Annotated in this window: 14 protein-coding genes; all 14 read right to left on the bottom strand. The window is 34.4% G+C overall.

From position 1 onward, the window contains the following. Positions 1-49: 49 nt before the first annotated feature. Positions 50-2227, bottom strand: coding sequence for a GH92 family glycosyl hydrolase (locus HNP35_RS11925; RefSeq protein WP_184161997.1), 2178 nt, complete (start codon positions 2225-2227; stop codon positions 50-52). Between the two features lie 29 nt (positions 2228-2256). Beyond that, a complete protein-coding gene (locus HNP35_RS11930; RefSeq protein ID WP_184162000.1) occupies positions 2257-3690 on the bottom strand; it encodes a glycoside hydrolase family 125 protein in 1434 nt (477 codons plus the stop codon). A gap of 51 nt (positions 3691-3741) precedes the next feature. Beyond that, the gene (locus HNP35_RS11935) at positions 3742-6030 is read right to left on the bottom strand and encodes a GH92 family glycosyl hydrolase (protein WP_317618016.1); all 2289 of its coding nucleotides are present in this window, start codon (positions 6028-6030) and stop codon (positions 3742-3744) included. A 7-nt stretch (positions 6031-6037) separates the two neighbouring features. Then, positions 6038-7846 carry a glycoside hydrolase family 2 protein gene (locus tag HNP35_RS11940; protein WP_184162003.1) on the bottom strand — a complete coding sequence of 603 codons (1809 nt, stop codon included), beginning with the start codon at positions 7844-7846 and terminating at the stop codon, positions 6038-6040. Between the two features lie 100 nt (positions 7847-7946). Next, on the bottom strand, positions 7947-9131 hold the full coding sequence (locus HNP35_RS11945) for a glycoside hydrolase family 76 protein (protein ID WP_184162006.1): 1185 nt from the start codon (positions 9129-9131) through the stop codon (positions 7947-7949). A 62-nt stretch (positions 9132-9193) separates the two neighbouring features. Beyond that, positions 9194-10321, bottom strand: a complete 1128-nt coding sequence (locus tag HNP35_RS11950) for a SusE domain-containing protein (RefSeq protein ID WP_184162008.1) — start codon at positions 10319-10321, stop codon at positions 9194-9196. Between the two features lie 26 nt (positions 10322-10347). Then, on the bottom strand, positions 10348-11973 hold the full coding sequence (locus HNP35_RS11955) for a RagB/SusD family nutrient uptake outer membrane protein (protein ID WP_184162011.1): 1626 nt from the start codon (positions 11971-11973) through the stop codon (positions 10348-10350). 13 nt (positions 11974-11986) lie between these two features. Next, entirely contained in the window at positions 11987-15070 is a 3084-nt protein-coding gene (locus HNP35_RS11960; protein WP_221433445.1) for a SusC/RagA family TonB-linked outer membrane protein, read from the bottom strand. A 628-nt stretch (positions 15071-15698) separates the two neighbouring features. Then, entirely contained in the window at positions 15699-16730 is a 1032-nt protein-coding gene (locus HNP35_RS11965; RefSeq protein ID WP_184162016.1) for a LacI family DNA-binding transcriptional regulator, read from the bottom strand. A 60-nt stretch (positions 16731-16790) separates the two neighbouring features. Further along, complete coding sequence (locus HNP35_RS11970) at positions 16791-17732, bottom strand: ROK family protein (RefSeq protein WP_184162019.1); 942 nt, start codon at positions 17730-17732, stop codon at positions 16791-16793. Positions 17733-17972: 240 nt separating this feature from the next. Further along, entirely contained in the window at positions 17973-18662 is a 690-nt protein-coding gene (locus tag HNP35_RS11975) for an SGNH/GDSL hydrolase family protein (protein ID WP_184162022.1), read from the bottom strand. Positions 18663-18999: 337 nt separating this feature from the next. Next, on the bottom strand, positions 19000-19896 hold the full coding sequence (locus HNP35_RS11980; protein WP_184162025.1) for a carbohydrate kinase family protein: 897 nt from the start codon (positions 19894-19896) through the stop codon (positions 19000-19002). Positions 19897-20142: 246 nt separating this feature from the next. Further along, positions 20143-21834, bottom strand: a complete 1692-nt coding sequence (locus HNP35_RS11985; RefSeq protein ID WP_184162027.1) for a RagB/SusD family nutrient uptake outer membrane protein — start codon at positions 21832-21834, stop codon at positions 20143-20145. 16 nt (positions 21835-21850) lie between these two features. Next, positions 21851-24955 (bottom strand): SusC/RagA family TonB-linked outer membrane protein, encoded by a 3105-nt coding sequence (locus tag HNP35_RS11990; RefSeq protein ID WP_184162030.1) that lies wholly within the window; start codon positions 24953-24955, stop codon positions 21851-21853. Positions 24956-24957 lie beyond the last annotated feature (2 nt).

Here is a 24957-nt window from a genome sequence, read left to right on the forward strand (position 1 = left end):
TTTTATATAAATAACGCCTCAAAAAATGAGACGTTATTTATAGCTTTAATTATTTTGTCTGCAACAGTATTTCCCCACCATTTTTAAATAAATCGTGAGAGATGAAATAACCATTGATTTTAGAACCATTTACTTTAATTGACTCTAAATCTCTTTTTCCAGTAGGATTTTTAATAGTTACTTTTTTTCCTTGTGGAGTTGTCCAAGAAACTTCTTTAAAAATAGGAACCGTCACTATATATTCTGGATCAGCTGGCGATAAAGGATACAATCCTAAAGCTCCAAAAACATACCAAGATGACATTTCTCCAGCATCGTCCATGCCGCTCATCGCTAATTTTTCTGGACCGATTCCGTACATCGTATCTAAAATCTCATCGATTACTTTTTGCGATTTTTCAGGTTTATTTATAAAATAATACGAAAATGGTGCTTCATGATCCGGCTGATTTCCATGACAATATTGTCCGATAAAACCAGAAATGTTCCAAGCAATATAATTTGGATTCCAAGGTTTTGTAAAAAATTCATCTAGTTTGGCTTCGAAAGGTTTGTCGCCTCCATACAATTTCACCAATCCAGGCATATCGTGCGGTACAAAAAAAGAAAGTTGCCATGCATTTGCTTCTCTGTACATATACTCGTAATATGGAAATTCAGGATTAAATGGCGTTATCCAGTTGCCGTTTGCCAATCTTCCTCTCATAAAAGTCGATTCTTTATCAAAAACATTGGCGTAATTTTTAGAACGTTTTACCAAATCATCGTAATGTTTCGGATCATTTAATTCTTTTGCTAATAAAGCAAGCGCATGATCGTCATAAGAATATTCGAGCGTTTTTGTAACTGCTGCATTGGCTACAGTTTCTACTTTAGGATCCTTGATATCTTGTTCTGGAACATATCCTTTTGCGATATATTCTGCAATATGAGGTCTTGTTCCCCCTTCTTTATATGCATTGTTTAATAATAACTCATAGGCTTTTTTAACATCGTAATTTCTGATTCCGCGCATATAAGATCCTGCGATAAATGATGCTGCGTGATCGCCGTGGAAAAACGTCGGAATAAAACCTTTTATTTCTCCTTCATTAATAATCGAACTAATAACATCGGCAGTAACATCTGGAGAAAAAATACTCAATAAAACCAATTTATTTCTGTAATCATCCCATAATGAAGGCAATGTGTAATAACGATAATTTTCTTTACGAACTTTTCCCGCTTCGTCTGTAAATTGTCCGTTTACATCGCTTCTTAAAGCCGGCCATAAAAATGATCGGTACAACATGCTGTAAAACATTACATTTTGTTCTGCTGTACCACCTTTAACCTGAATTTTAGAAAGCAGTTTTTCCCATTCTGAACTTCCTTCTTCAAAAACTTTTGTTAGGGTTTTATCTCCAACTTCTGCTTTCAGATTTTCGGTTGCATTTTCAACACTTACAAACGATAAGGCAATTTTTACGGTAACTGGTTTGTTGTCTCCATCTTTAATATTTACCAAAGTATAACCGCCACTTTTTGCAAGATCTTTAATATCTAATTTTTCAATTGGACTGCTTAAAGTTGCATAAAAATATATTTTTTCTCCACCAGTTCTTTGAAAACCGCTTACGGCATTTGAACCTTCTTGTTTAATTTGCCAATCGTCTACATGATTGTTTGCTTTTCCTAAATCAAAAAGCACTTTTCTTCCTTTGTTATTTTTGAAAGTATATTCGTGAATACCGCAACGCAATGTTGAAGTCAGTTTTACCTGAACGTTGTAGTCTTTCAAAAACACTTCATAATACGCTGGACTAGCTTTTTCTTGACTATGGCTGAAAGATGATTTATATGGAAATGAAGCTCCTTCTGAAACTGGCAACAACGGAATGTGGCATAAATTCCAATGTCCTTTATTGGTGTGCGTAAAACCTAAAATTTCGGTATCTTCATATTCATAACCTGCACCAGAACGGTATTTTGTCATCGGACTTAACTGCACCATTGCGTTGGGTACAGAAGAACCCGGAAATACCAAACCTGCCCAAACGCGCATATCTTTTGGAGGTGTATATCCAATTATTTTTGTATCTAATAAAGGCGCTGTTCCAATAAAAGGATTGACCAAAGCTGTATATTTTCCTTTTGAAAGGCCTCCGCCTGATTTTTGAGCAATAGTGGTCAGGCTCGCCATAGACATTGTTAGTGTCGCGAGTAGTATTTTCTTTCTCAATTTCATAATTTTAAAAAATTAAAATCGGTTAAAAGTTATAACTCCAGTAGTTTAGGATTGGTTTTATAAGTGTCCCATAAAAGTTCTCCGAATAATGTATTGGTCCATGCAAACCAAGATCTCGTGAAATTTTTAGCATCGTCTTTGTGGAAAGATTCATGCATAAAACCGGTGTCTCCATGAGAAGCTTTTAGCATTCTGATACAATCTTTAATTTCGTTTGCATCTGAAGTTGTATAAGCTCTCATTACTAAAGACATTGGCCAAATCATATCCATACCTACGTGCGGACCTCCAATTCCTTCAGCTACTTTTCCTTTGAAGAAAAACGGATTATCTTCTGAAAGAACAAATCTTCTAGTATTTTGATAAATTGGATCTTTAACATCTATTGCATCCAAATATGGAAGACTTAATAAACTTGGTACGTTAGAATCGTCCATCATTAAATGACCTCCAAATCCGTCTACTTCAAAAGCGTAAATATCACCGTGTTTTGGGTGTTTTACAATGGCGTGTTCTTTAATTGCTTTCGAAACCTCATCAGCTAAAGCTCTTAATTCTTTTGCTGTTGCATTGTCTTTTTTAATAGCTTCTAACATTTCAGCAGCCTGATTCATACTCGCTACAATAAAAAAGTTGGAAGGAATTAAGAAAGAAAAAACCGTTGCATCGTCACTTGGTCTAAAAGCAGAACAAACCAAACCAACTGGTTTTACTGGATATCCGTAACCTTTTAACGGTCTAGTATCAGTAGCAAATTGCGTTGTTCTTTGGAAAGTATATGGATTTTTACCGTCTTTCTGTTGCTGGTCTCTAAAAGTCTTTAAGGTTGTTTTAATCGCTTTTACCCAATTTTCATCAAAAGGCGAAACATCTTTCGTGTTTTTCCAATAGTTATAAGCCAATCTAATTGGATAGCAAAGAGAATCGATTTCATATTTTCTTTCGTGAACACCAGGTTTCATATCAGTGTGATCGCTTGTCCATTCTCCCTTTTTGTTTGGATCGTTGTAAAATGCATTCGCATACGGATCTTTCAAAATGTACTCTGTCTGTCTGTTGATCACACCAGCAATAAGATTTTTCAATTTTTCATCTTTTCCTGCGAAAGCCATGTAAGGCCAAACTTGCGCAGAACTGTCTCTTAACCACATGGCATCAATATCACCCGTGATAACATACGTATCTGGTCGCCCATTTTTTTGTGAATAGGTTACAGTCGTATCAAGCGTATTTGGAAAACAGTTATTAAACAACCATCCTAACTCTTTATCTTTTACATTCTTTTGAAATTCGGCAATTGTTTTTTCAATAAACTCACTTTCAAAATTTCTTTTGTTTTTGGCAACCCTAACAATTGGAAAATCTTTAACAGCAGCTTTTGTTCCAGCTACGATTTCTAGAGGATCAATAAGTGCTAAACTGCTAAATAAAACGGTGTTTTGGATAAATTTTCTTCTTTGCATAATTGTATATTTTTAATTGTGAGGGCAAGACCTCTCCGTATTTTATTTCGTTTATTCGTTTGATAAAGAGTATGGAAAATCTTCTTTATTGATTCCTCTTTTCTTATTTGGTGTCGAAGACATATCAAAATCTAAAGTTGCACCTTTCATTAATTCAGAATGGCTCAGCCAGTTTTTTGTAGAAACTTTTCCATTCATTTTCATGGTTTGAATGTATCGATTCTGCTCGCTGTTTTGTGAAGCATTTATCGTAATTGATTTTCCATTTTCTAATTGAATCGTTACTTTTTTAAACAATGGCGCTCCAATTACATATTGATCTGAAGCAGGTGTTACAGGGTAAAATCCTAAAGAAGAGAAAACATACCAAGCTGAAGTTTGTCCGTTATCTTCATCTCCGCAATAGCCATCTGGCGTTGCATGATACATTCTGTTCATCGTTTCTCTTACCCAATATTGTGCTTTCCAAGGTTCTCCTGCATAATTATAAAGATAAATCATATGCTGAATTGGCTGATTTCCATGCGCATATTGCCCCATATTGGCAATTTGCATTTCTCTCATTTCATGAATTACACCGCCTTTAAAATCTTTAGTTGCAAAAATTGGAGGCGACGAAAAAACTTTATCCAATTGAGAAACAAACACTTCATTTCCGCCCATTAAATTCGCTAAACCTTGCACATCGTGAAAAACTGACCATGAATAATGCCAACTGTTTCCTTCTGTAAATCCGTTAAACCATTGGAAAGGATCAAACGGTTCCATGAATTTTCCGTCTTTATTTTTTGGATGCATCAAATTGTATTTCGGATCGAAAAGGTTTTTATAATTTAAACTTCTCTTTTTATATAAATCAATTTCTGATTGCGGTTTGTTTAACGCTTTAGCTAATTGATAAATCGCAAAATCATCATAAGCATATTCTAGAGTTCTTGCAGCACTTTCATTAACTTCATCATTTGGAACATATCCTAAAGCATTATAAGAATCAGCCGCTGCACGTCCAACTGCTTTTAACGGACCAGCATTATTAGCACCATGAATTAGAGCTTTGTATAAATTCTCAATATCGTAGCTTTTCACTTTACCACTTTTCAAATAAGCTTCAGATACGATTGATGCTGAATTATTTCCAACCATAATATCTCGTAATCCTGGACTTGACCACTCTGGAAGCCAACCACTTTCGTTAAATGCATTTGATAATCCTTCCTGCATTTGCGTATTCAATTCTGGATACATTAAATTTAGAAATGGATATAACGCTCTAAAAGTGTCCCAAAAACCAGTATCGGCAAACATATAGCCCGACAAAACTTTTCCGTTGTACGGACTGTAATGCACGACTTTATTGTTTTTATCGTACTCGTAAAATTTTCTTGGAAAAAGCAACGATCTGTACAAAGAAGAATAAAAAGTACCAAATTGATCTGGCGTTCCTCCATCAACTTTAATTCTTCCTAATTCTTTATTCCAAATTTCTTTTCCTTTTTCCTTAAGCTGATCAAAATTATTTGCACCGATTTCTTTCAAATTCAATTCTGCTTGTTCGTAACTGATAAAAGAAGAAGCCACTTGAGCGTTTACTTTTTCTCCTGCTTTGGTTTTAAATCCAATTACAGCTCCTGCATGATCTGCTTTCATTTCTAAAGCATTTCCTAAAACATCTCCGCTGAAAGTAGAATTTACCTGAAAATCTTTATCAAAAATGATAACGAAATAGTTTTTGAAATTCTCTGGAACACCACCGCTATTTTTAGTTGTGTAACCAATAATTTTCCTTTCAGAAGGAATGATTTTTACATAAGAACCTTTATCAAAAGCATCAATTACAATATAAGACTTATCACTTTCTGGAAATGTAAATCGAAATCTTGCAGCTCTTTCTGTTGGAGTAATTTCTGTCGTAACATTATGATCTGCTAGATAAACGCTGTAATAATAAGGCGTAACGGTTTCTGCTTTGTGTGAAAACCAACTTTGTCTTTCTTCTTCTTTAAATTTTAAATCGCCCGTTACTGGCATTATAGAAAACTGTCCATAATCGTTCATCCAAGGTGATGGCTGATGCGTTTGTTTGAAACCTCTTATTCGGTTTGATTTATAAGTATAAGCCCATCCGTCGCCCATTTTTCCTGTTTGAGGCGTCCAGAAATTCATTCCCCATGGCATTGCAATGGCTGGATAAGTATTTCCGTTCGAAATTCCATAATCTGAATCGGAACCAATTAATGGATTTACCCAATCAATAGGCTGTTGCGGTGTTACAACCGTGTTCTGTGCACTTACAAAAGTGAAAGTAAAAAGTGCGAATACAATGGAGTTTTTAATTTTTATCACAACTTTAATTATTAATCGAATTAATGACTTCTTTGTTTATTTTATTTACTTCAGAAAAATTCATTTTATCCACTTTACGATCGTACGTCATAAATCCGTTTACTTCTCCTTCTACATCTGTTGTTTGTGTGTAAACTGCGGCAGAAAAACCTACTTTAGCCTGTTTTATCAATTGATCTGCATATTCTCTATACTTGGCAGTTGTTTCGTCTGTATTTTTAAACTGTGTATAACCCCAATTTTTATCGGCTTGCCAAAGATGTCCGGTCACCGGAAAACCAATTCCGCCATATTCTCCTAAAACAGTTATTCTTCGAGCATCGTACAACTTCAATTCTGGTCCAGGATAATGATGAATATCTAGCATATCGCCCGTCTGAAAATGATTTCCTCCGCTTGACGAATTCACCAATCGGCTTGGATCATGGTTTTTCGTCCATTCTGTAATTTCAACCGTTTTAAATTGTCCCCACGCTTCATTAAAAGGAACCCAAACCACAATACTCGGATAAGAATACAAATGATCCATAATTTCTCTCCATTCTTTTTTGTAAGTTTCTTCAGACTGAGCCGTTCTTTTCAATTCTGTACCTTCAAAATATTTATGCATCTGCCAAATCGGACCTTCATCGCCACTCGGCATATCTTGCCAAACCATAATTCCCATTTTATCGCAATGCGTATACCATCTTGCTGGTTCAACTTTTACGTGTTTGCGAATCATATTGAAACCTAATTCTTTAGTTCTAACCAAATCGTATTTTAAAGCTTCATCTGTTGGAGCAGTATACAATCCGTCAGGCCACCATCCTTGATCTAAAGGACCAAATTGAAAACAGTTTTTATTGTTTAGCTGAATTCTAACAATACCATTTTCATCCCTTTTTGAAGAAATTTTACGCATCGCGAAATAGCTTTTTACTTCATCCGCTACTTTTCCTCCACTAATCAGTTTCACTTTCACATCATATAAAAATGGCGAATCAGGCGACCACAATTTCGGATTTTTTAAAACAATATCCAACGATTGTCCCGCAACAGCTTTTTCTGATGCAACTGTAGCTGAACCATCTAAAACTGTAATTTCAACAATATCTCCAGGATTAGCGCCTTCTGCTTCTGCTTTTATGTTAATTGTATTGCGGTCAATATCTGGCGTAGTTCTTAAATTTGTAAAATGCTTTTTACTTACCGGTTCTAACCAAACCGTTTGCCAAATTCCAGTAACCGGCGTATACCAAATACTTTCTGGATTTTTTACTTGCTTTCCTCTTGGTTGTGTTCCATCATTTGTAGGATCCCAAACTTTAACAACTAATTTTTGAGATTTTCCGTTTAGAAAAGGTGTTATATTAAAACTAAAAGGAACAAAACCTCCTGTATGTGTACCAATCTTGATATCGTTGATATAAACTTCGGTTTTCCAATCTACGGCACCAAAATGCAGTAAAACATCTTTATTTTTCCATGAATTATCTACTGTAAAAGTAGTTTCGTACCAAAGTTCATTTGCTGAGCCAACCGTTTTCATTACACCCGAAAGGCTTGATTCTACAGCAAAAGGAACGAGAATTTTTCCGTCATATCCTTTTGGCGCAGTTTGTCCCGCAGGCTGTATTGCGTAGTTCCATAAACCGTTTAGATTTTTCCATTGGCTTCTTTCCATTATTGGTCTTGGATATTCTGGAAGTGTATTTTTAGGATCTACTTGTTCTGCCCATTTTGTTTTAATTTTGTCTCCTTGCGGTTGCCATTGCGCAATGCATTTTAGTCCAAGAAAGAGAAAAAGTATTATGGTGATTTTATGCTTCATTATGAGATTTCTAGAGGTTGAAAAGAATACTATAAAACCTGAAGGCTTTTTATCACCTTCAGGTGTTACAAAAATTACTAACAAATACTACTTAAACTAATTAATTAAAATAACCATCTTTATCCAGCTTGGCTGCTGCTTCGATTAACATAACCCCGCTCAATTGGGTTGTAAGATCTGTGTTTGCGCCTGCTGCTGGTGCAACTTTCCAATTACTGCCAGAAAACATTGAAGGTCTTAAAATTCCTTTTTTATAGAATGTCTGAGCATTAAATTTCATGAAAGCTGCAAATTTTTCTTTATCTGTTGAATTGATTGTCGGATGTTCTGTAAGTTCAACGAAATAACGCACTAAGATACCTTTGAATAATCCTCCGTCTCCTTGTCCTTCGTCACGTAATAATCCTTCAGAAAGCAATTTTGGACTCACTAAAACTGTTCTTCCGCATTTTACTGCATCATCAAGATATACTTGGTCGTTTGTTGCTTTGTATAATCTTAAACCAGCGCCAATCCATGTTCCCATATTATAAGTAAAAACCCAGTCTTTATTGGTTGTAATGACACCATTTGTTTCAGAAATATTATCCCAAACCGTTCCTGTAACTGGATCTACTAGATTAGCTTTTTGCCAAGCGTAAATTTTCTTAGCCCAATCTAAATCATCTGCTTTTTTGTCAATTTCATACAATCTCATAGCCAAAATTACCGCAGGACCATTTGAAACGGCATTTTTCTGTCTTGGTGTATCTTGTTTCCAAGTAATTCCACCACCAAAAACATCACTCCAGCTTAATTTTATTCTTCCCCATAAATAATCTGCAACATCTTTGTATTCTTGATCTTTTGTTGCATCATAAGCACGAAGGCATGAATTAGCTAGCCAAAGCATATCATCATTAAAAACGTTGTTGTATGTGTTGTTTCCGTTTTTAACTTTGATTCCTTGTACCAAAGCTTTCATTCTGGTTTTGTAATTCTCATTTCCAGTTCTTAAAAATCCATCTACAAGAACATCCAAAACGTGTGCATTTGGCCAATAATTGAAAGTACTTTTTCCTGTATTGTTTTCTATAAAAGTTCCGTTTGAACCTAAATAATTATTATAAGTTGAATTTTGCAGAGAATCGGCTGTCTGTGCCCAAGTATATTTAAATTCTGTTCCGCCAGTACTGTTTGGGTCGCGTAACGGAATCGGATCATCATCGCAAGAAACAGTCAATAACCCCAATCCTATCACGCTTAGCATTACAATACTAAAACGCATTGAAAATAATTTTTTCATAATATATTCATTTAATAAAAACGTCTCTTAAAAACATCTTTCAAGAGACGTTTAGGGTTATTTTATAATACTGTAAAACTGTGTGTGTAAGCTGTTGCAGTTGCACTGAAATTAATTTCTGCATTTACATTTTTGTTGTCTACTGCAGAAGCAAATTTGAAACAGTTGTTCCAGAAATCGCTTGTTACAGGAACCATGTACCAGTAAGAAGCCGCAACATTTGCACCGTCAGGTCTGCTGTTATCTCCATTAACACTTCCGTACCATTCTTCTGATGTCGTTGCTCCGTTTACAACTGTAAATTTAAATTTGTAACGCTCATCTCTACCCCAAGATTCTTGTTTGAAACTGATTGCTTTATTGGCTGCTTTCCAGATCCCTCCGCCTGCATAAGTGTATTCGAATAAATACTGGCTAAGTGGTGGGAACCATAGTTCGATTTTTTTGATTTCTGTCATTTTTGTTGAACCATCACTAAAATCTACTCTAATTTTGTATACTTTGCTATCTCCTGCAAACGTAGTCGCTCCGTCTTGTTTTAATTTATCTTCGCTGATGTAGAAAACTTCTGGAGTTCCATTTTTTCTAGAGATGAATTTGTAAGTTCCTGCTTTAAGTTTAGTGTAAATTTCGAATGAAGTTGCTCCTACTTTTTTGAACGCTTGAGCATCTGCAACTGTTTCTCCATTCTCAGAAGCCGTTCCTGTAATAAATAATTGGTCCGGAGTTGGGAAACCACCTGGTCTTTGCACTTCAATTATATTAGAAACAGTAGATTTTTGGATATTAATTCCTTTTGAAGAATATACTGTCCATTTTAATTTTCCAATTGATTCTGATTGAATTCCTGCCAAAGCTGCAATTTTATTCAATTCTGTAAAAGAAAGATTTAGCGTTTTTTGGAATCCGTTTCCATCAGAAGGAATGGTGTAGATTGGTTTTGAGAAATCACCACTTTCTTTGTCAAACACAACATCATAAAGTACTACTCCATTGTCTTCCGCTTTAGCGCCTTCCCATTCAAAAACAGCGGAACTCTGCGCTCCTAAATCGAAAAACTTGTTATTTGCTGGAGCGTAAAGTGAATTTACTGCACTCACATTAGTATGACTCATTGAATCGTCATTGTCGCAACCCACCATAAAGATGGCGCATACTAGTAATAATAATTTTGAATATATATTTTTCATGATTTTTTTTATTAGGTTAGTTAGTTTTACCAGTTTGGATTTTGAGATAAATTACTGTTAATCAAGCGCTCATCTCTTGGTATCGGCCATAAGTAATGTTTACCTGGATCAAAAGTTCTTAGGTTCACTCTCAAATAACCATTATCGACAGAAGAAACTCCGAATTTCGCTCCGTGCGCATAGCCGTTTAAAACATTTTCAGCTATTTTCCATCTTCTGATATCGAAGATTCTTAAACCTTCCATTCCAAATTCTGTACGACGCTCATTTCTAATTACTTCTCTAAGTCCAGCTTGTCCTAAAGCATTATTAAATCCTAAAGCAGCTCCATCTGTAAAACCAGCGCGAACTCTAATTGCTCTGATAGTCTGATCCCAAACTGAATTTGTCATCTGGTTTAATTCGTTTTTAGCTTCGGCATACATTAATAATATATCTGCATAACGGAACAACATTAAATTTAAACCTGAATTTAAAGAAGTTAAATGCTGTGGATCATAATATTTTCTTGTGTAATATCCCGTTGGAGTCGCAGATGAACCTTGTACAAATTCGTCTGTCGCATTTCCTACCGAAGATCCTGGTTTGATGTAAATGATGCGAGAAGAACCATCTGCTTCTTTCCAAACATATTGATCGTAAACTACTGTACCAGTTAATCTTGGATCTCTATTAACGTACGGATTGTTTTCATTGTAACCTGAACCAGATTCGTTGATTTTCTTTCCATTCAACATTAAATAACTATCCACCAATTCTTGCGTTGGAGCCAATGCATTTAATCTCGCTCCAGCTGATAATGGTGCCATGTCAAAAAATTCACCCCACATTCTGAATTGAGGAACATATTGCAAGCTTAAGATATCTTCGCTATTGTACTCATTTTGTGGCAGGAACAAACCTTCATAAGAAGGGAAAAGACTGTATTGTCCGTAATTATTTGCTATGAATTGTTCTGTAACTTGTGCAACTCCTGCCCAATCTCCTTCATATAAAAGTACTCTAGCTTTTAATGCTACTGCAGCACCAACTGTAATTTTCCCTCTATCAGCCTCAGCTTGTTGAGTATTCTTTGGCAAAGACGGAATAATTGCATCCAATTCGCTTAAAATAAATTGAATTACTTCTGCATGAGAAGTTCTGCTTAAAGTTGTTGCTTCTTCTAAAGAAGGATCTTTTTTGATAAGCGGAATATCACCAAACCAAGTTGTCAGTTGAAAATGCTGAAATGCTCTTAAAAAACGTGTTTCAGCCTTCATTCTTGCAATAACAGCTGCGTCTGCATTTGGTACACGATCGATATTTTCTAAAATCAGATTACACGTTTTAATACCAGCATAACGATTTTTCCATTCGTCTTTAATTCTTCCTAATGATGGATCATATAATCCAGCACCGATTGATGCCGCACCGGCGTTGTCTCCTCTACCGTTGTATGCGTTATCTGAAAGTGCTTCATTGTAAAAGAAATACTGACTGTTTTGCATTTGCGAATAAGCCGTATTTAAGAAAGTCTGCGCTTTATCTACACTTGTCCAATACGTTGTATCTGTAAATTGATTTTCAGGTACTTGGTCAAGATCTTCGCAACTCACCAATAGTAAAACTGCTACTAATGGTATGAATTTTATTTGTTTAAGTATATTTTTCATTTTTATTTCTTTTTTAAAAGCTAACATCAATACCCATTCCGTAATATACCTGCGATGGATATGCTCTACCGCTGTTTGCTCCATTAGTTGACATGCTATTATTGAACTCAGAAAGTTCTGGATCAACAAATTTTACTTTAGATAATGTCAACAAGTTTTGTCCTGAAACGTACACGCGGAATTTACTCATACCTAAACTCTTAGCAACATCATCTGATAGAGAGTAACCAAATTGTACGTTTTTAAGTCTTGCGTAAGCACCATCATACAAATACATATCTGAACCTCTTCTGAAGTTGTTTGTATTCGATTGTGTTCCGTTGTTAGCTAGACGAGGATATCTTGCATCTGGATTTTGAGGTGTCCAATAATCCAATTGATGTGTGTACATTGTCATACCATAATTGTAGTGAAAAGGCTCAACTAATTCTCCTCTAATCATCATGGTTCTTTTTCCAACTCCTTGAATGAAAATACTTAAATCGAAATTTTTATAATCAACATTGTAAGTTGCTCCGAACGTATATCTAGGAAATGGATTTCCGAAAACGAACTTGTCATTATCATCAATTTTTCCATCTTTATTTACGTCTACATATCTGTTATCTCCAGGTTGAACTGTAATTCCTTCTGGAACTGCCGCTCCTTGAATTTCCTCAACACTTTGGAAATAACCGTCTCTTTTTAAACCTACATAAGAGTTAAAAGGAAGTCCTTCACGAAGTATAACTTGTAATTCTTCAACTCCAGTTAATCTTTCTTGTCCGTTAAATTCAAGTACTTTATTTTTCGAATCACCAAAATTTACCGTTAAGCTTTGGTTTACCGCTTTACCTTTATGACGGTAAGTTGCGCTTAATTCCCAACCTCTGTTTCCAACTTTACCAGAATTAAAATCTGGAAGATCTGTTCCGTAAACTCCTGGAACTTGTGGTGGAACTAAAATATCTGATGTTACTTTATCGAAGAAATCAAATGAGAAACTTAAAGCTCCTTTAAAGAAATCAGCATCTAAACCAACGTTAAAAGTTGCTGCTTTTTCCCACTGAATATCTGGATTGGCAAAGTTGTAACCTGTTCCGCTCTGTACATTATTATTAAATCCATATGCATTTTGGAAAGTAAAATAAGTCGTTTGGTATTGATAATTTCCAACGTTTTGGTTTCCAAGAATTCCATAAGAAGATCTTAATTTAATGTTTCCCACATTATCCCTGTAGCTTTCCATAAAATCCTCTTTTGTAAGTCCGTAACCTAAAGTCACAGATGGAAAAAATCCCCATCTTACATCATCTCTAAATTTTGAAGAACCATCGTATCTGAAACTGAATTCTGCAAAATATTTATCTTTATAATCGTAACCTGCACGACCAAAAAGTGAATTTAAACTGCTTGTTGAAGAAGCTGGATTACCATTAGGATCTGTTCCGTTAGAAGTAAAAGAGTTTTTTCCGATTACCGTTTCACTTGTTGGAGTTCCTAAATCTGGATCATTGAATTTTGTATATAAAGCTGATCTTCTTTCTGAACGGCTTTCGTTAGAAACTCCCACTAAAGCACTCACATTATGATCTCCGAAAGACTTAGTATACTCTAACATAAACTGCGTATTCAAATCAAGACTTTTTTGGTTTTCTTCGTTCGTATCGCGATCTGCTCCGTAAATTCCTTGTGGCAAGAAATTAACCTGCATTGTTCTCGCATACATATTTCCCGACCATAAACGTCCTCCAAAAACACCTTTAACTTTAAAGTCGCTTGTTAATTTATATTCTGCATTAAAAGCTCCAAAAACATCGTCATTATCATATTTTCTAAAACCGCCTTTTTCTAAAATACCTAATGAGTTAAATTGCTGTAAAACATCGTTAGTCAAGTAATTTCCTTCTTCGTCTTTTTGCGTATAATATAGTGGAACCCTGAAAGCATCTACCATTAAAGTACTTGTGCTTGAAGAATGATCTGTAATTTTTTGCTTAGAATAAGCTAACGTAGAAGTCAATTTGAATTTACCGTATTCGTTGGTCAAATTGATTCTGAAATTGTAGCGTTCCATTCCTTTCTTTGGTCCAACGAAATTACTTTCTTGATCCAAATAACCTAACGAAACTAAATAAGTAGAGTTTTCACTTCCTCCCGAAATAGAAAGATTCTGATTTAATTGCAATGCTGGTTTTACAATTTCTTCCGCAAACCATTCTGTATCTCCTTTAGCTTTTAGTTCTGCAATTTTTTCTGCTGTAAAAACTGCTGTCGATTCTCCAGAATTATAGGCAGCTTCGTTTCTTAACATTGCATTTTCGTAACCATGAACAGGACGTGTAAAGAATTTAGGCGTATTGTAACCTGCTAAACTGCTATATTGAATAGTCATCGGGTTACCTTTACTTCCTTTTCTAGTCGTAATCAATACAACTCCGTTACTTGCTCTAGATCCGTAGATTGCAGCACTTCCGGCATCTTTTAAAACCGAAACACTTTCTATATCTGCTGGATTTAAAGCATTAATATCTCCTCCAACAATTCCGTCAATTACAATTAACGGACTATTATTTCCCAGTGTACTGATACCTCTAATATTAAGGTTTAATCCCGCACCAGGTTCAGAGTTTGTCTGTTGAATAGTTAAACTAGGCGCTTTTCCTTGCAAAGCCAAAGTAGTATTTACATTTGGACGGCCGTTAAAAGCATCATTATTAACCTGATCGATCGCTCCTACTACTTTCTTCTTTTTCTGTGTACCATAACCTACAACAACAACTTCGTCTAAAGCTGAAACATCTAAGTCCATAGCCACATTAATAACACTTTTATTATTTACTTTAATATCTACTGGTTTATATCCAATCATGGTAAATCTTAAAGTTGTACTACCATTTTGTAATGAAATAGTGTAGTGTCCGTCAAAATCTGCGTTGACCGCATTTCTAGGATCGCTAACATCCATAACAGTAGCACCTGGGAGAGACAGGTTATCTGAAAGAGAAGTTATAACCCCGGAAACCTGAGTTTTTTGGTTTTGCGCGGCAAGGTGGTTGTACCCGCAGCAAAGCAAAGCAATTGTGAGAAAAAAATGCACACGGAGCATTTTTTTCATTCTGCAATTCGAATGTTTCATCATGAAATATTTTGGTTAGTTAGCAATAATTGAATTAATAATAAAAACAAAAAAGTAGGTTTGGAGAGGAACCAACTTAAGTAGTAAAACAGCGGATAAAGTTTTTGGATTGATTAAAAGTTCCGGCAATTTTTAATCGTTAAAAAACTAAAGCGGCTATAATAACTTATTAACTCTTAGCAAACATACTAAAACGTTTTAGTAAAAAAAAATTTTTTTTACTAAATATAATTTTAGTGTTAATTTTTAAAGATATTCACTTATTTTAAAGATATCAATAAGAATAATTCAAATAAAATCAACGAAAACGTTATAAAACAGCTTTTAAATCAACAGACTTAAATTAAAGTTAAAATCAATTTGCAAGGAAAAAGAAGAATTTATCGCCTAAAAAAGACGAAAGACATTGCATAAAAGATGAAAGACGAAAAATCTACGACGAAAGAGAAAAAATTAAGAAGAAAGAGGCAAGAATTTAGACTTGAAAAATTAAGATGCAAGAAGCTAGATTTAACACTAAAATCTCATGTTTTTAAACTAAAAAAACCTAAATACATCCAAAAGGAAATATTTAGGCTATCTTGAAAAATTTTAAGAATCTAATGACTTATTTCTGTTTTGCTAAAGAAGATTCTCGAATAATTAAATCTGTTTTTAAAACAATTTTTTGATGAGTTTCAGAAACGTCTTTTTTCTTTAAAAGCGGAAGCATTACTTCCATTAATTTTGTACAGATTTCAACTAAAGGTTGTGCAACCGATGTAATTGTAGGATCATAAATTTTAAACATGTCATTGTCGTCAAAAGCAATCAATCCTAAATCTTTAATTAAATTCTGATCTGTTTCTTTTAAAACCTCTAATCCACTTTGTGCAAGATAGTTGGTAGAAAAGAAAACAGCATCTAAATCTTTATTTTTTTGAAAAAATGCTCTAATATACTCCTTCCCTTTTCCTTTTATAATTTCATTGAAAGGTATTTGCAAAACGTGTGGTTCTAAACCATTTGCTTCTACTGCTTTTTCATACCCATGCAAACGGCCATACATCTGGCTTTGGTCTGAAGCGGTACTGATAAAACAAATATTTTTAAACTTATTATCTATCAAATGTTGTGTCGCATCATAAGAAGCTTGTTCATTGTCAATCACAACGCTATTACAATCCAATCCTTCATAAAATCTATCTAATAAAATAACCGGAATATTATCCTTAATTAAATTTTCGATAGTTTCTCTAATGCCTGGAGAAGGAACGATGATAAATCCATCCACCTGACGAAAATTAAACAATGTGATAAGCTCGTTGGCTTTTTCATCATCGTTCTCGTTACTGCAGAAAATAACTTTGTATCCTTTTTCGTAAGCTATATCTTCAAAGATACGAGCAAGCTGAGAGAAGAAATTATTTGAAATATCTTCTACCATAAAAACCAACAACTTAGATTTCCCCGTTCTTAGACTTTGCGCAATCTGATTGGGTCTATAGTTGATTGATTTGGCATAATCTAAAACCTTTTTTGTCAATTCTTTAGAAATGTGTTTTTCTTTTGCCTTACCATTCAACACAAAAGACACCGTTGTCACAGATATCTTCAATTCTTCGGCAATATTTCTAATAGAAACAGGTTTTTTCTTCATTTTTAGATTCTTTTTATTTTAAATCCACAATTTTGTTCAAATATAGTAAAGTATTGTTTATTAAAAATAAGGAAGCTCTGCCTTAATTCGTTCCCAAAAAACTTCATTATACAAATAGCTTGAACCTAAAATGCTGGTATGCTCAGTGTTTTCTACAATAGAAATGGCTAAATCTATATTTTTAGCTTTCAAATTCTCTTTCACTTTCGGAAGAAATAAACGATGTGATTTTGCAATGTTACCGCCAATTACAAGCAGATCTGCATCAAAATCGATTATAAAAGGAGCCAAAAATTCGGTTAAATTATTCGCAAAATCATCAAAAATTTTGGCTGTAGAAAAGCTTTCGATTGCGGCAATTTCTTTAACACCATCAGTCAATTTATTCCCAGTACTTTTTTCATATTCCTTTAAAAACCATCTAGTTGAAAAGTAACTATCTGCAATACCATCCTGAAAAGGTTTATCCCAAAGACAGCCATTATGAGGCACATTATCTCCTTGAGTAAGCGGTAATTTATTATCTAAAAAAGCGGCTCCAAAACCTGTTCCTAATGTTATGGCAATTACTTTATTTTCAACCGATGAATTTTCTTTAAGCGATCCTCCAACTCCAAAACAGCTGGCATCATTTAAAAATCTAAAACTTACGTTTTTAGCATCTAAATATTTTACAAGTTCTTCTGAAACAGAAACATTGTATAACGATTCGTATTTGTCATTTCCTTCAAACATTGCGATCCCACTTTCGTACTGAAAAGGGCCTGGCATAGAAAAAGCAATTCCGATTTTATCTTTTTCGGTATAACCCGAAATTTTCTGAACCGCTTGAATTGTCTGATTGATAATTTCTGCCCATTTCTTAATAATCACTTCCTTAGAAGCTTTACTATCTACTGGTCCGCTAAAATATGTTTCAGGAATTATTACAAAGTCATTACCATTTATGGCAGCACTGCTGATGTGGCTTCCGCCAATATCTACACCTATTGTTATTGACATTTTCTAGTATTTTTTTAATTATTTCTATAATTAATCGCTTAATTATTTTTAATTGTCTAATCTATTCAATTGCAAATGTGTGTCTTTTCAAAGCTTTCAAAATAACGTTTCAAACCTATAAAGAAAGTTTTTTAGCATTTGATACTTTATTGTCAAAAAACAATACTATTTCCATGAAATCATTTAGATGAATTAAAGAAAAACTCTCCTTTTTAATTTAAAACATCAGAATGAAATCATTTACTTTTTAAGCGCTTTTGCAATTGTTTTTTCTAAAATTGGTTCCATTACGGCGTATCCTGCTTCATTTGGATGCACTCCATCTGTACACAATTCGTCTTTTAAACCCATTTTATCGTTTACCATTGCCGAATAATAGTCTACGTAAAAGAGTTTATTTTTTTCTGCGTAAGATTTAATGATTTTGTTTAGTTCGACAACTTTCGGAGCTGGCTCCATGCCTTTTCTCCATTGGAATTCTAGTGCTGGTAAAACAGAACAAACAATTACTTTTATGCCATTTTGTTTTGCCAATTCGCACATCGAAAATATATTGCCAGAAGTAGCTTCTACCGAATATGGTCCAGTATTTTCAGCAATATCATTTATTCCTGCCAAAATAACGACAACAGCCGGTTTTAATGCGATTACATCTTGTCTGAAACGCAATAACATTTGTGGCGTTGTCTGACCGCTGATTCCTCTATTGATATAATTTTTCGAATTAAAAAAATCTGGTCTTTTATTCAACCAGCCTTCTGTAATAGAATTTCCCATAAAAACCACACGGCTGTGATCTTTAGAACTTAAAACGGGAACTTTAGAATTTTGTTCTTTATAACGATTAAGATTGGGCCAATCTTGACTGTAAGTCAGCTGAAATGTAAAAAAAAATAGTAAAGAGTAATAAAGTAATGTTTTGGTTTTCATGTGCAATTACAACTTAATTAAATCAAAAATTATCGTTTACTAATTATTCCATTTTATCTTAATTAAATCCGAATGTCATTAAAAATTTAGCTATTATTTTTTTGATTAATAATTATGCTTTTAAATTTATTTGATTTATTCAAAATGGAAAGAAAGAATGGCAAATATACTAAAACGTTTTAGTATACCAAATAAAGTTTATTTTTTTTTAAATTGAATGAAAAGCAGAGAATGAACTAAAAAAGCAATTCAATTTTTCTGTAAAAATTAAAACCAAAAAGCCTTAAACAATATACTGTTTAAGGCTTTCCACAAAAGAAACATAAGTATTACACTTCTATTTCAACATTAAATTTTCAATTTTAGAATTAGAAATTTCCGGATTTGCTCCTGGAGCTTCGGCAACTAGAGCTCCAACAGCGCACGCAAAATCGATTGCTTTTTGCGGTTCGGTATCATTTAGTAATGAAGTAATTAAAGCCGCTAAAAAAGAATCTCCCGCCCCCACGGTATCAGCTACTTCAATCGGATAACCTTCATTTTCATAAATTTTACCTTTCCAATGCAATAATGCTCCATGTTTTCCTTTTGTAACGCACATAGCTTCTGCTTTTGTCTTTTGAAGAATAAACTGCATATTTTCTGCTAAACTTTTAAAAGGAGAATTTAGTGCAGTTGCAATTTCTAATAATTCTTCATCATTAAACTTAATAAAATGAGCCGCTTGCATTAACTGATTCAAAATTTCATATGAATAATGAGGTTTTCTTAAATTGACATCAAAAACCTTGTAAACTTCTATTTCAAGCAATTCTTCTAAGGCATTTCTAGAAATAGTATCACGGCAAACTAAACTTCCATAAATTAAAACATCTGCATCTTCTACTCTTTTTCTTGCCGAATTATTCAACACAATTTTGTCCCAAGCTGATGGATAATTGATTTCATAACTTGCAGATCCACGTTCCTTTAATGTAACTTGAACCAATCCTGTTGGAAAATTTTCTGCAACAACAATAGTGTCGGTTTCAAGTCCCAAACTTTTTACAGTATTGATAATATTTTCACCGTCTTCATCATTTCCGACACAACTAATCATGGCGACTTCACAACCAAATGTTTTCATTCGAAGCGCCACATTTAATGGAGCACCGCCAATCTTTTTTTCATTTTCAAAAACATCCCAAAGCACCTCTCCATAAGCTACCGCCTTCAGGTTTTTTCCGTTATTCATTCTAAAATTATTTAAACCGTTGGGTGTAACTATTTTCAACACATAGAAACATAGTTTTTTGAAAATGAAAAAAAGGCGTTTCACTAATTTAAATGCACATAGTTTGCTATGTGTGGAAACTTGTTTCTTTTGATTTCTTTTTTAGATGTAATCCCGACGCTTGGGGACTATGTTTCTATGTGTTAAAATCTATTTTTTAATTACACCCAACGTAGATTATTTAATATTTTGTTTCTATTTTTCTCCTTAATAACCCGGATTTTGTTTGTAAAGTCCTTGGCTGAAATTAATCTGTTTCAACGGAATTGGACAATATTCTTCTTTTTGCGCATCAAAATTAGCATCTTGATAATACGTTCTTTTTGTTTTTTCTCCAGCATAAAAAGTGTTTAAAACTTGATCTGTAACACCCCAACGAACTAGATCAAAGAATCGGCTTCCTTCCATTGCCAATTCTAATCTTCGTTCCCAACGCATTGCTTTTCGAGCGAAATCTTGTGTCCAATTACAGTTAACTCCATCAACATAAGTTTTAATGTTAAAGTTATTTGCATAAGGCAATCTTCCTGTACTTTGCGAAGCTCTTTGTCTAATTTCATTAATTAAAGGCAAAGCTTCTGCTTGTCTTCCTAATTCAATCAAAGCTTCTGCACGCATTAAAATCACGTCGGCATAACGAATTTGAATTCTGTTTTTTGAATTCCCGTAAAACGGATCAATATTGACAAAACAGCTGCAGCTTGGCGCAACATTTTCTTTTAAAGAAGCAAAATAACCGTAAGTTCCCGGAGAACGAACCCAAGATTCAACATATACATATTCTGGGTCATATTTATAAGGCAAACCAGGCATTGCAACGGTATGATATAATCTTGGATCTACCGTATTGGCATTTCTGTTTTTATAATCAAAATCTTGATTGTTGTATGTATCAAATTGAGGCAAACCGTCTGCTCCTGTTTTAAAAGCATTTACTAAGTTCTGACTTGGTTTATGAAAATCACAGCATCCTAAACCTTGAGGTGTTGAAAGCACGTCTGAGAAATTTAATCTTCCGTACAAAGTTCCGTCGTTATCAGAAAACTGAATAGAGAAAATAGATTCTGGGCCATTTTCATAACTTCCAGGCAAAAAGTTATTCGCAAAATCAGGTTCTAAAGTCGCTTTTCCGATCACTTTATCTGTTGCTGCAATTACTTCCTGCAAATGCTGTTGATTGATTCCAGTTACTTTAAAATTATCATCTTGCGTATACGCCTGATACAAACGTGTTTTAGCTAAATAAGCATAAGCTGCTTTTTGTGTAGCGCGACCAACTTGCGGCTGTGTTTCTGGCAAAACATCGGCTGCAGCCTGAAAATCTTCTGCAATTCTATTCCAAAGTTCTTCGTTTGTAAGTGCTACATTTGAAATGGTTTTGTATTCTTCAACTGGAATATCTTCGGTTATATAAGGTACATTTCTAAACATGATTTTAAGCATGAAATAAAAATGTGCTCTTAAAAAACGCATTTCTGCAACACGTGTTTTCTTTAATGGAAAATCGGCTTCTGAGATTTGTTCTAATGCTTTCAAAGCTTTATTGGCTCTTCCAACTCCAACATAACTGTTGTACCAAAAAGTGTCTAATTCTCCAAAATCAGGTCTAATATTGTTTGATACTTCAAAAAAGTGAAAAACCTGAATATCATTTGTACCGCTTCCGCCTTTGTAGGCATCATCAGAACGAACGTTTCCAAAAGGCCACAAACTGTATGGCGAATCATAATGATCGTTTCCTAACTGCGCGTAAGCAGCATTCATAAAACCTTCAATAGTTTCTGGAGTTACAATATCGTCTTCTGATAAAACCCCTCGCGGATTATTTTCTAAAAAATCGGAACAGGAAGCGAATAAAATCATCGCTAAAAATCCTGATATATATAATATTTTTTTCATTGTTTTGAATCTTTGGTTATAAAGTGAAATTAAGACCTGCAGTAAAAGTCGTTGGCTGCGGATATCCAAATCCAGCATTTTCTGGATCAACTCCTGTGAAATTTTTCGAATCTAAGATCAGTAAGTTTTGCCCGCTGATGTAAATTCTAAAACTTTCCATATTTATTTTCTTCAAAAAGTTTTTTGAAAGATTGTAACCCAATTGCAAAACTCTTAGTTTAAGATAACTTCCGTTTTCTACATAATAAGTTGAAAATCTGTTTTCTGCATTTCTATCTACTGTTGTCAAAGCTGGAATTGTAGAATTTGGATTATCTACAGACCAAGCATTTAGCAATCGAGTTCCTTTATTAGATCCCACATCATCAACACTCCAGAAATCTGTTTGATATTTGGTATTATTAATCACATCTACATTTCCTGTTCCTTCCCAAAAAGTGGTAAAATCGAAGTTTTTATAAGACAGATTTAAGTTGATTCCGTATTGAAAACCAGGATTCGGATTTCCAATCCACGTACGGTCTTTGTCTGTAATTTGTCCGTCTCCATTAAGATCAACGTAACGAATTCTTCCTAAACCTTTTCCTTCCTGAATTGGCGAATTATTAACTTGATCTTGCGTTGTAAATAAGCCGTCTGTTACATATCCGTACATCGAATTGATTGGTCTTCCTAAAATATTATCATTTAATCCGTCTCCGCCGTAATTGTTTTTAACTTCGTCTGGCAATTGCGTAATCTTGTTTTTATTGGCAGCAATATTTCCAGAAATTTCATATTTCAATCCGAAAGATGTTTCATCTTGATAGCCAAGAGAAAGCTCCCAACCTTTATTTTCCATAGAAGCTCCGTTTACCCAACGATTTCCACCTTCTCCAATAACTCCTAAATAAGCGGGAAGCACCAAAATATCATCTGTTTTCTTGATATAATAATCAACAGATCCACTTAATTTTTGTTTAAAGAAACCAAAGTCTAAACCAACGTTGGTCTGCGTTGTCGTTTCCCATTTTAAGTCGTCATTTCCAGATTGCGTAGCGATAAAACCAGACGGAAGAAGACCGTTTCCATTTCCTGCAATATCGTATGCTGTTCCGTAAGAAGTTGACCAAGTTGGACTTCCGCCTGCGTAAGTTGCCAAATAAAGTGAATAAACTGCTGTGTTGCTAATTTCTTGATTTCCTGTTTGTCCCCAGCCTGCTCTTAATTTTAAATCGGAAATTGCAGGAACGTGATTTTTGATGAAATTTTCATTGCTAATTCTCCAACCTCCAGAAACCGCTGGAAAAGTACCAAACTGATTGTTTTTTCCAAATCGAGAAGAACCATCACGACGAATAGTTGCCGAAAGCAAATAACGATTATCAAATTCGTAATCTGCTTTCCCGAAATAAGAAAGCAAAGAATATACGGTCGAAGTTCCGCTTGTAAAAGATTCTCCAGTTCCTGCATCAGGATACATATAATCTGGCGTTTCAATCAAAAAGTCGTTTTTACGTAAAGTGGTTGTGTCGTACGTGTCTTTGTACATCTCGGTTCCAGCCATTAAATTCAAATTGCTTTTTCCAAAATTTAAACTGTAAAGTGCCGTATTCGTCCAAGTCCATTTATCGCTTACAGATTGATCAATCGTTACAGAAGTTTGATCATTTTGTAAATAACCTGACTTATAACTTCTTTGTAAAGTGCGTTTTTTATAATAACCATAATCAATACCAAAACTACTTTTAATATGCAGATTTTTAATGATTTCCAAATCGGCATATGCATTCCCGAAAAGACGTAAATAATCGTATTTATTATCTTTATTGTATTCTAAAAGACGAACTGGATTCTGTCTGTCATTCATTCCGCCAACTGGTCCTCCCCATCCTATTCCATCAACCGTTCTTACGGGAATAATTGGCAATGCACGAAGCGCAGGATCTAAAACTCCTGGATCTGTAACTTCGTTTGTTCTGTTTAAAGTGAAGTTTTCGCCAATAACCAATTTTCCGTCAAAATATTTATAAGAACCATTCATTCTCGCAGAAATTCTCTCGAAATCTGTTGTTTTTACTACACCTTCATTTCCATAATAACCCAATGAGAAAACATAACTTCCTTTGTCTGAAGCATTAGAAACAGATAAATCATAAGAATTTGCAACTCCAGTTTGAGAAACTTCATCGTACCAATTGGTATCTGCCGATTTTAAAGTTTGTTCTGCATCTAAATATTCAGGAATAATCACTCTATTTAATTGCGCTTTTCCATTAACATTTGCCCAATCAAACTGATAACGAACATTATTGCTATTAGGATCTAAACCATCATTAATATTAGCTTGCCACAACGCGCGACCAAATTGATCAGCATTCATAACGCTCAATTTATTAGAATAGCTAGAAAGCGAAGTATAAGTGCTAAAATTAATTCTCATTTTACCTTCTTTTCCTTTTTTCGTAGTCACAATAATTACCCCGTTTGAAGCTCTCGAACCATAAATGCTCGCAGAAGAAGCATCTTTTAAAACCTGAATCGACTCGATATCATTTGGGTTTAATTCATGTAATCCCGATTTAGTTGGCATTCCGTCAATTACATAAAGTGGATCTGTATTGTTTAATGTTCCAACTCCACGAATGACAACTTTCGTATTTGCGCCACTCGGAGATCCGTCAGAAGAAACTTTTACTCCCGCAATTCTTCCCTGTAAAGCTTTAATCGGGTTTGGTTCTGGCTGTTTCAGAAGTTCTTTCACACTCACAACAGCAACAGCTCCAGTAATATCGGTTTTCTTTTGTTTAGAATATCCTGTAACGACAACTTCATTCAATTGATTATTATCGACACTTAAAGTAATATTGAGTGTTTTTTGTCCGTTTACCGCGATAGTTTGTGGAGCAAATCCAATAAAAGAAACTACGATTGTTGCATTAGAGGCAATATTTTGGAAAGAAAAATTTCCATCAAAATCGGTTGCTGTACTTATATTCGTTCCTGAAATAGTTACAGTCGCGCCAGGCAGCGGCATTCCGTCATCAGACGCAATTACTGTTCCCTTTACTTGATTTTCCTGAGCTGACAATATCAGCATAGAAAAAAAGAAGAATAGAAAATAAATGATTTTACTTTTCATAA

Source organism: Flavobacterium notoginsengisoli (genome assembly GCF_014207905.1).
Lineage (GTDB): Bacteria > Bacteroidota > Bacteroidia > Flavobacteriales > Flavobacteriaceae > Flavobacterium > Flavobacterium notoginsengisoli_A.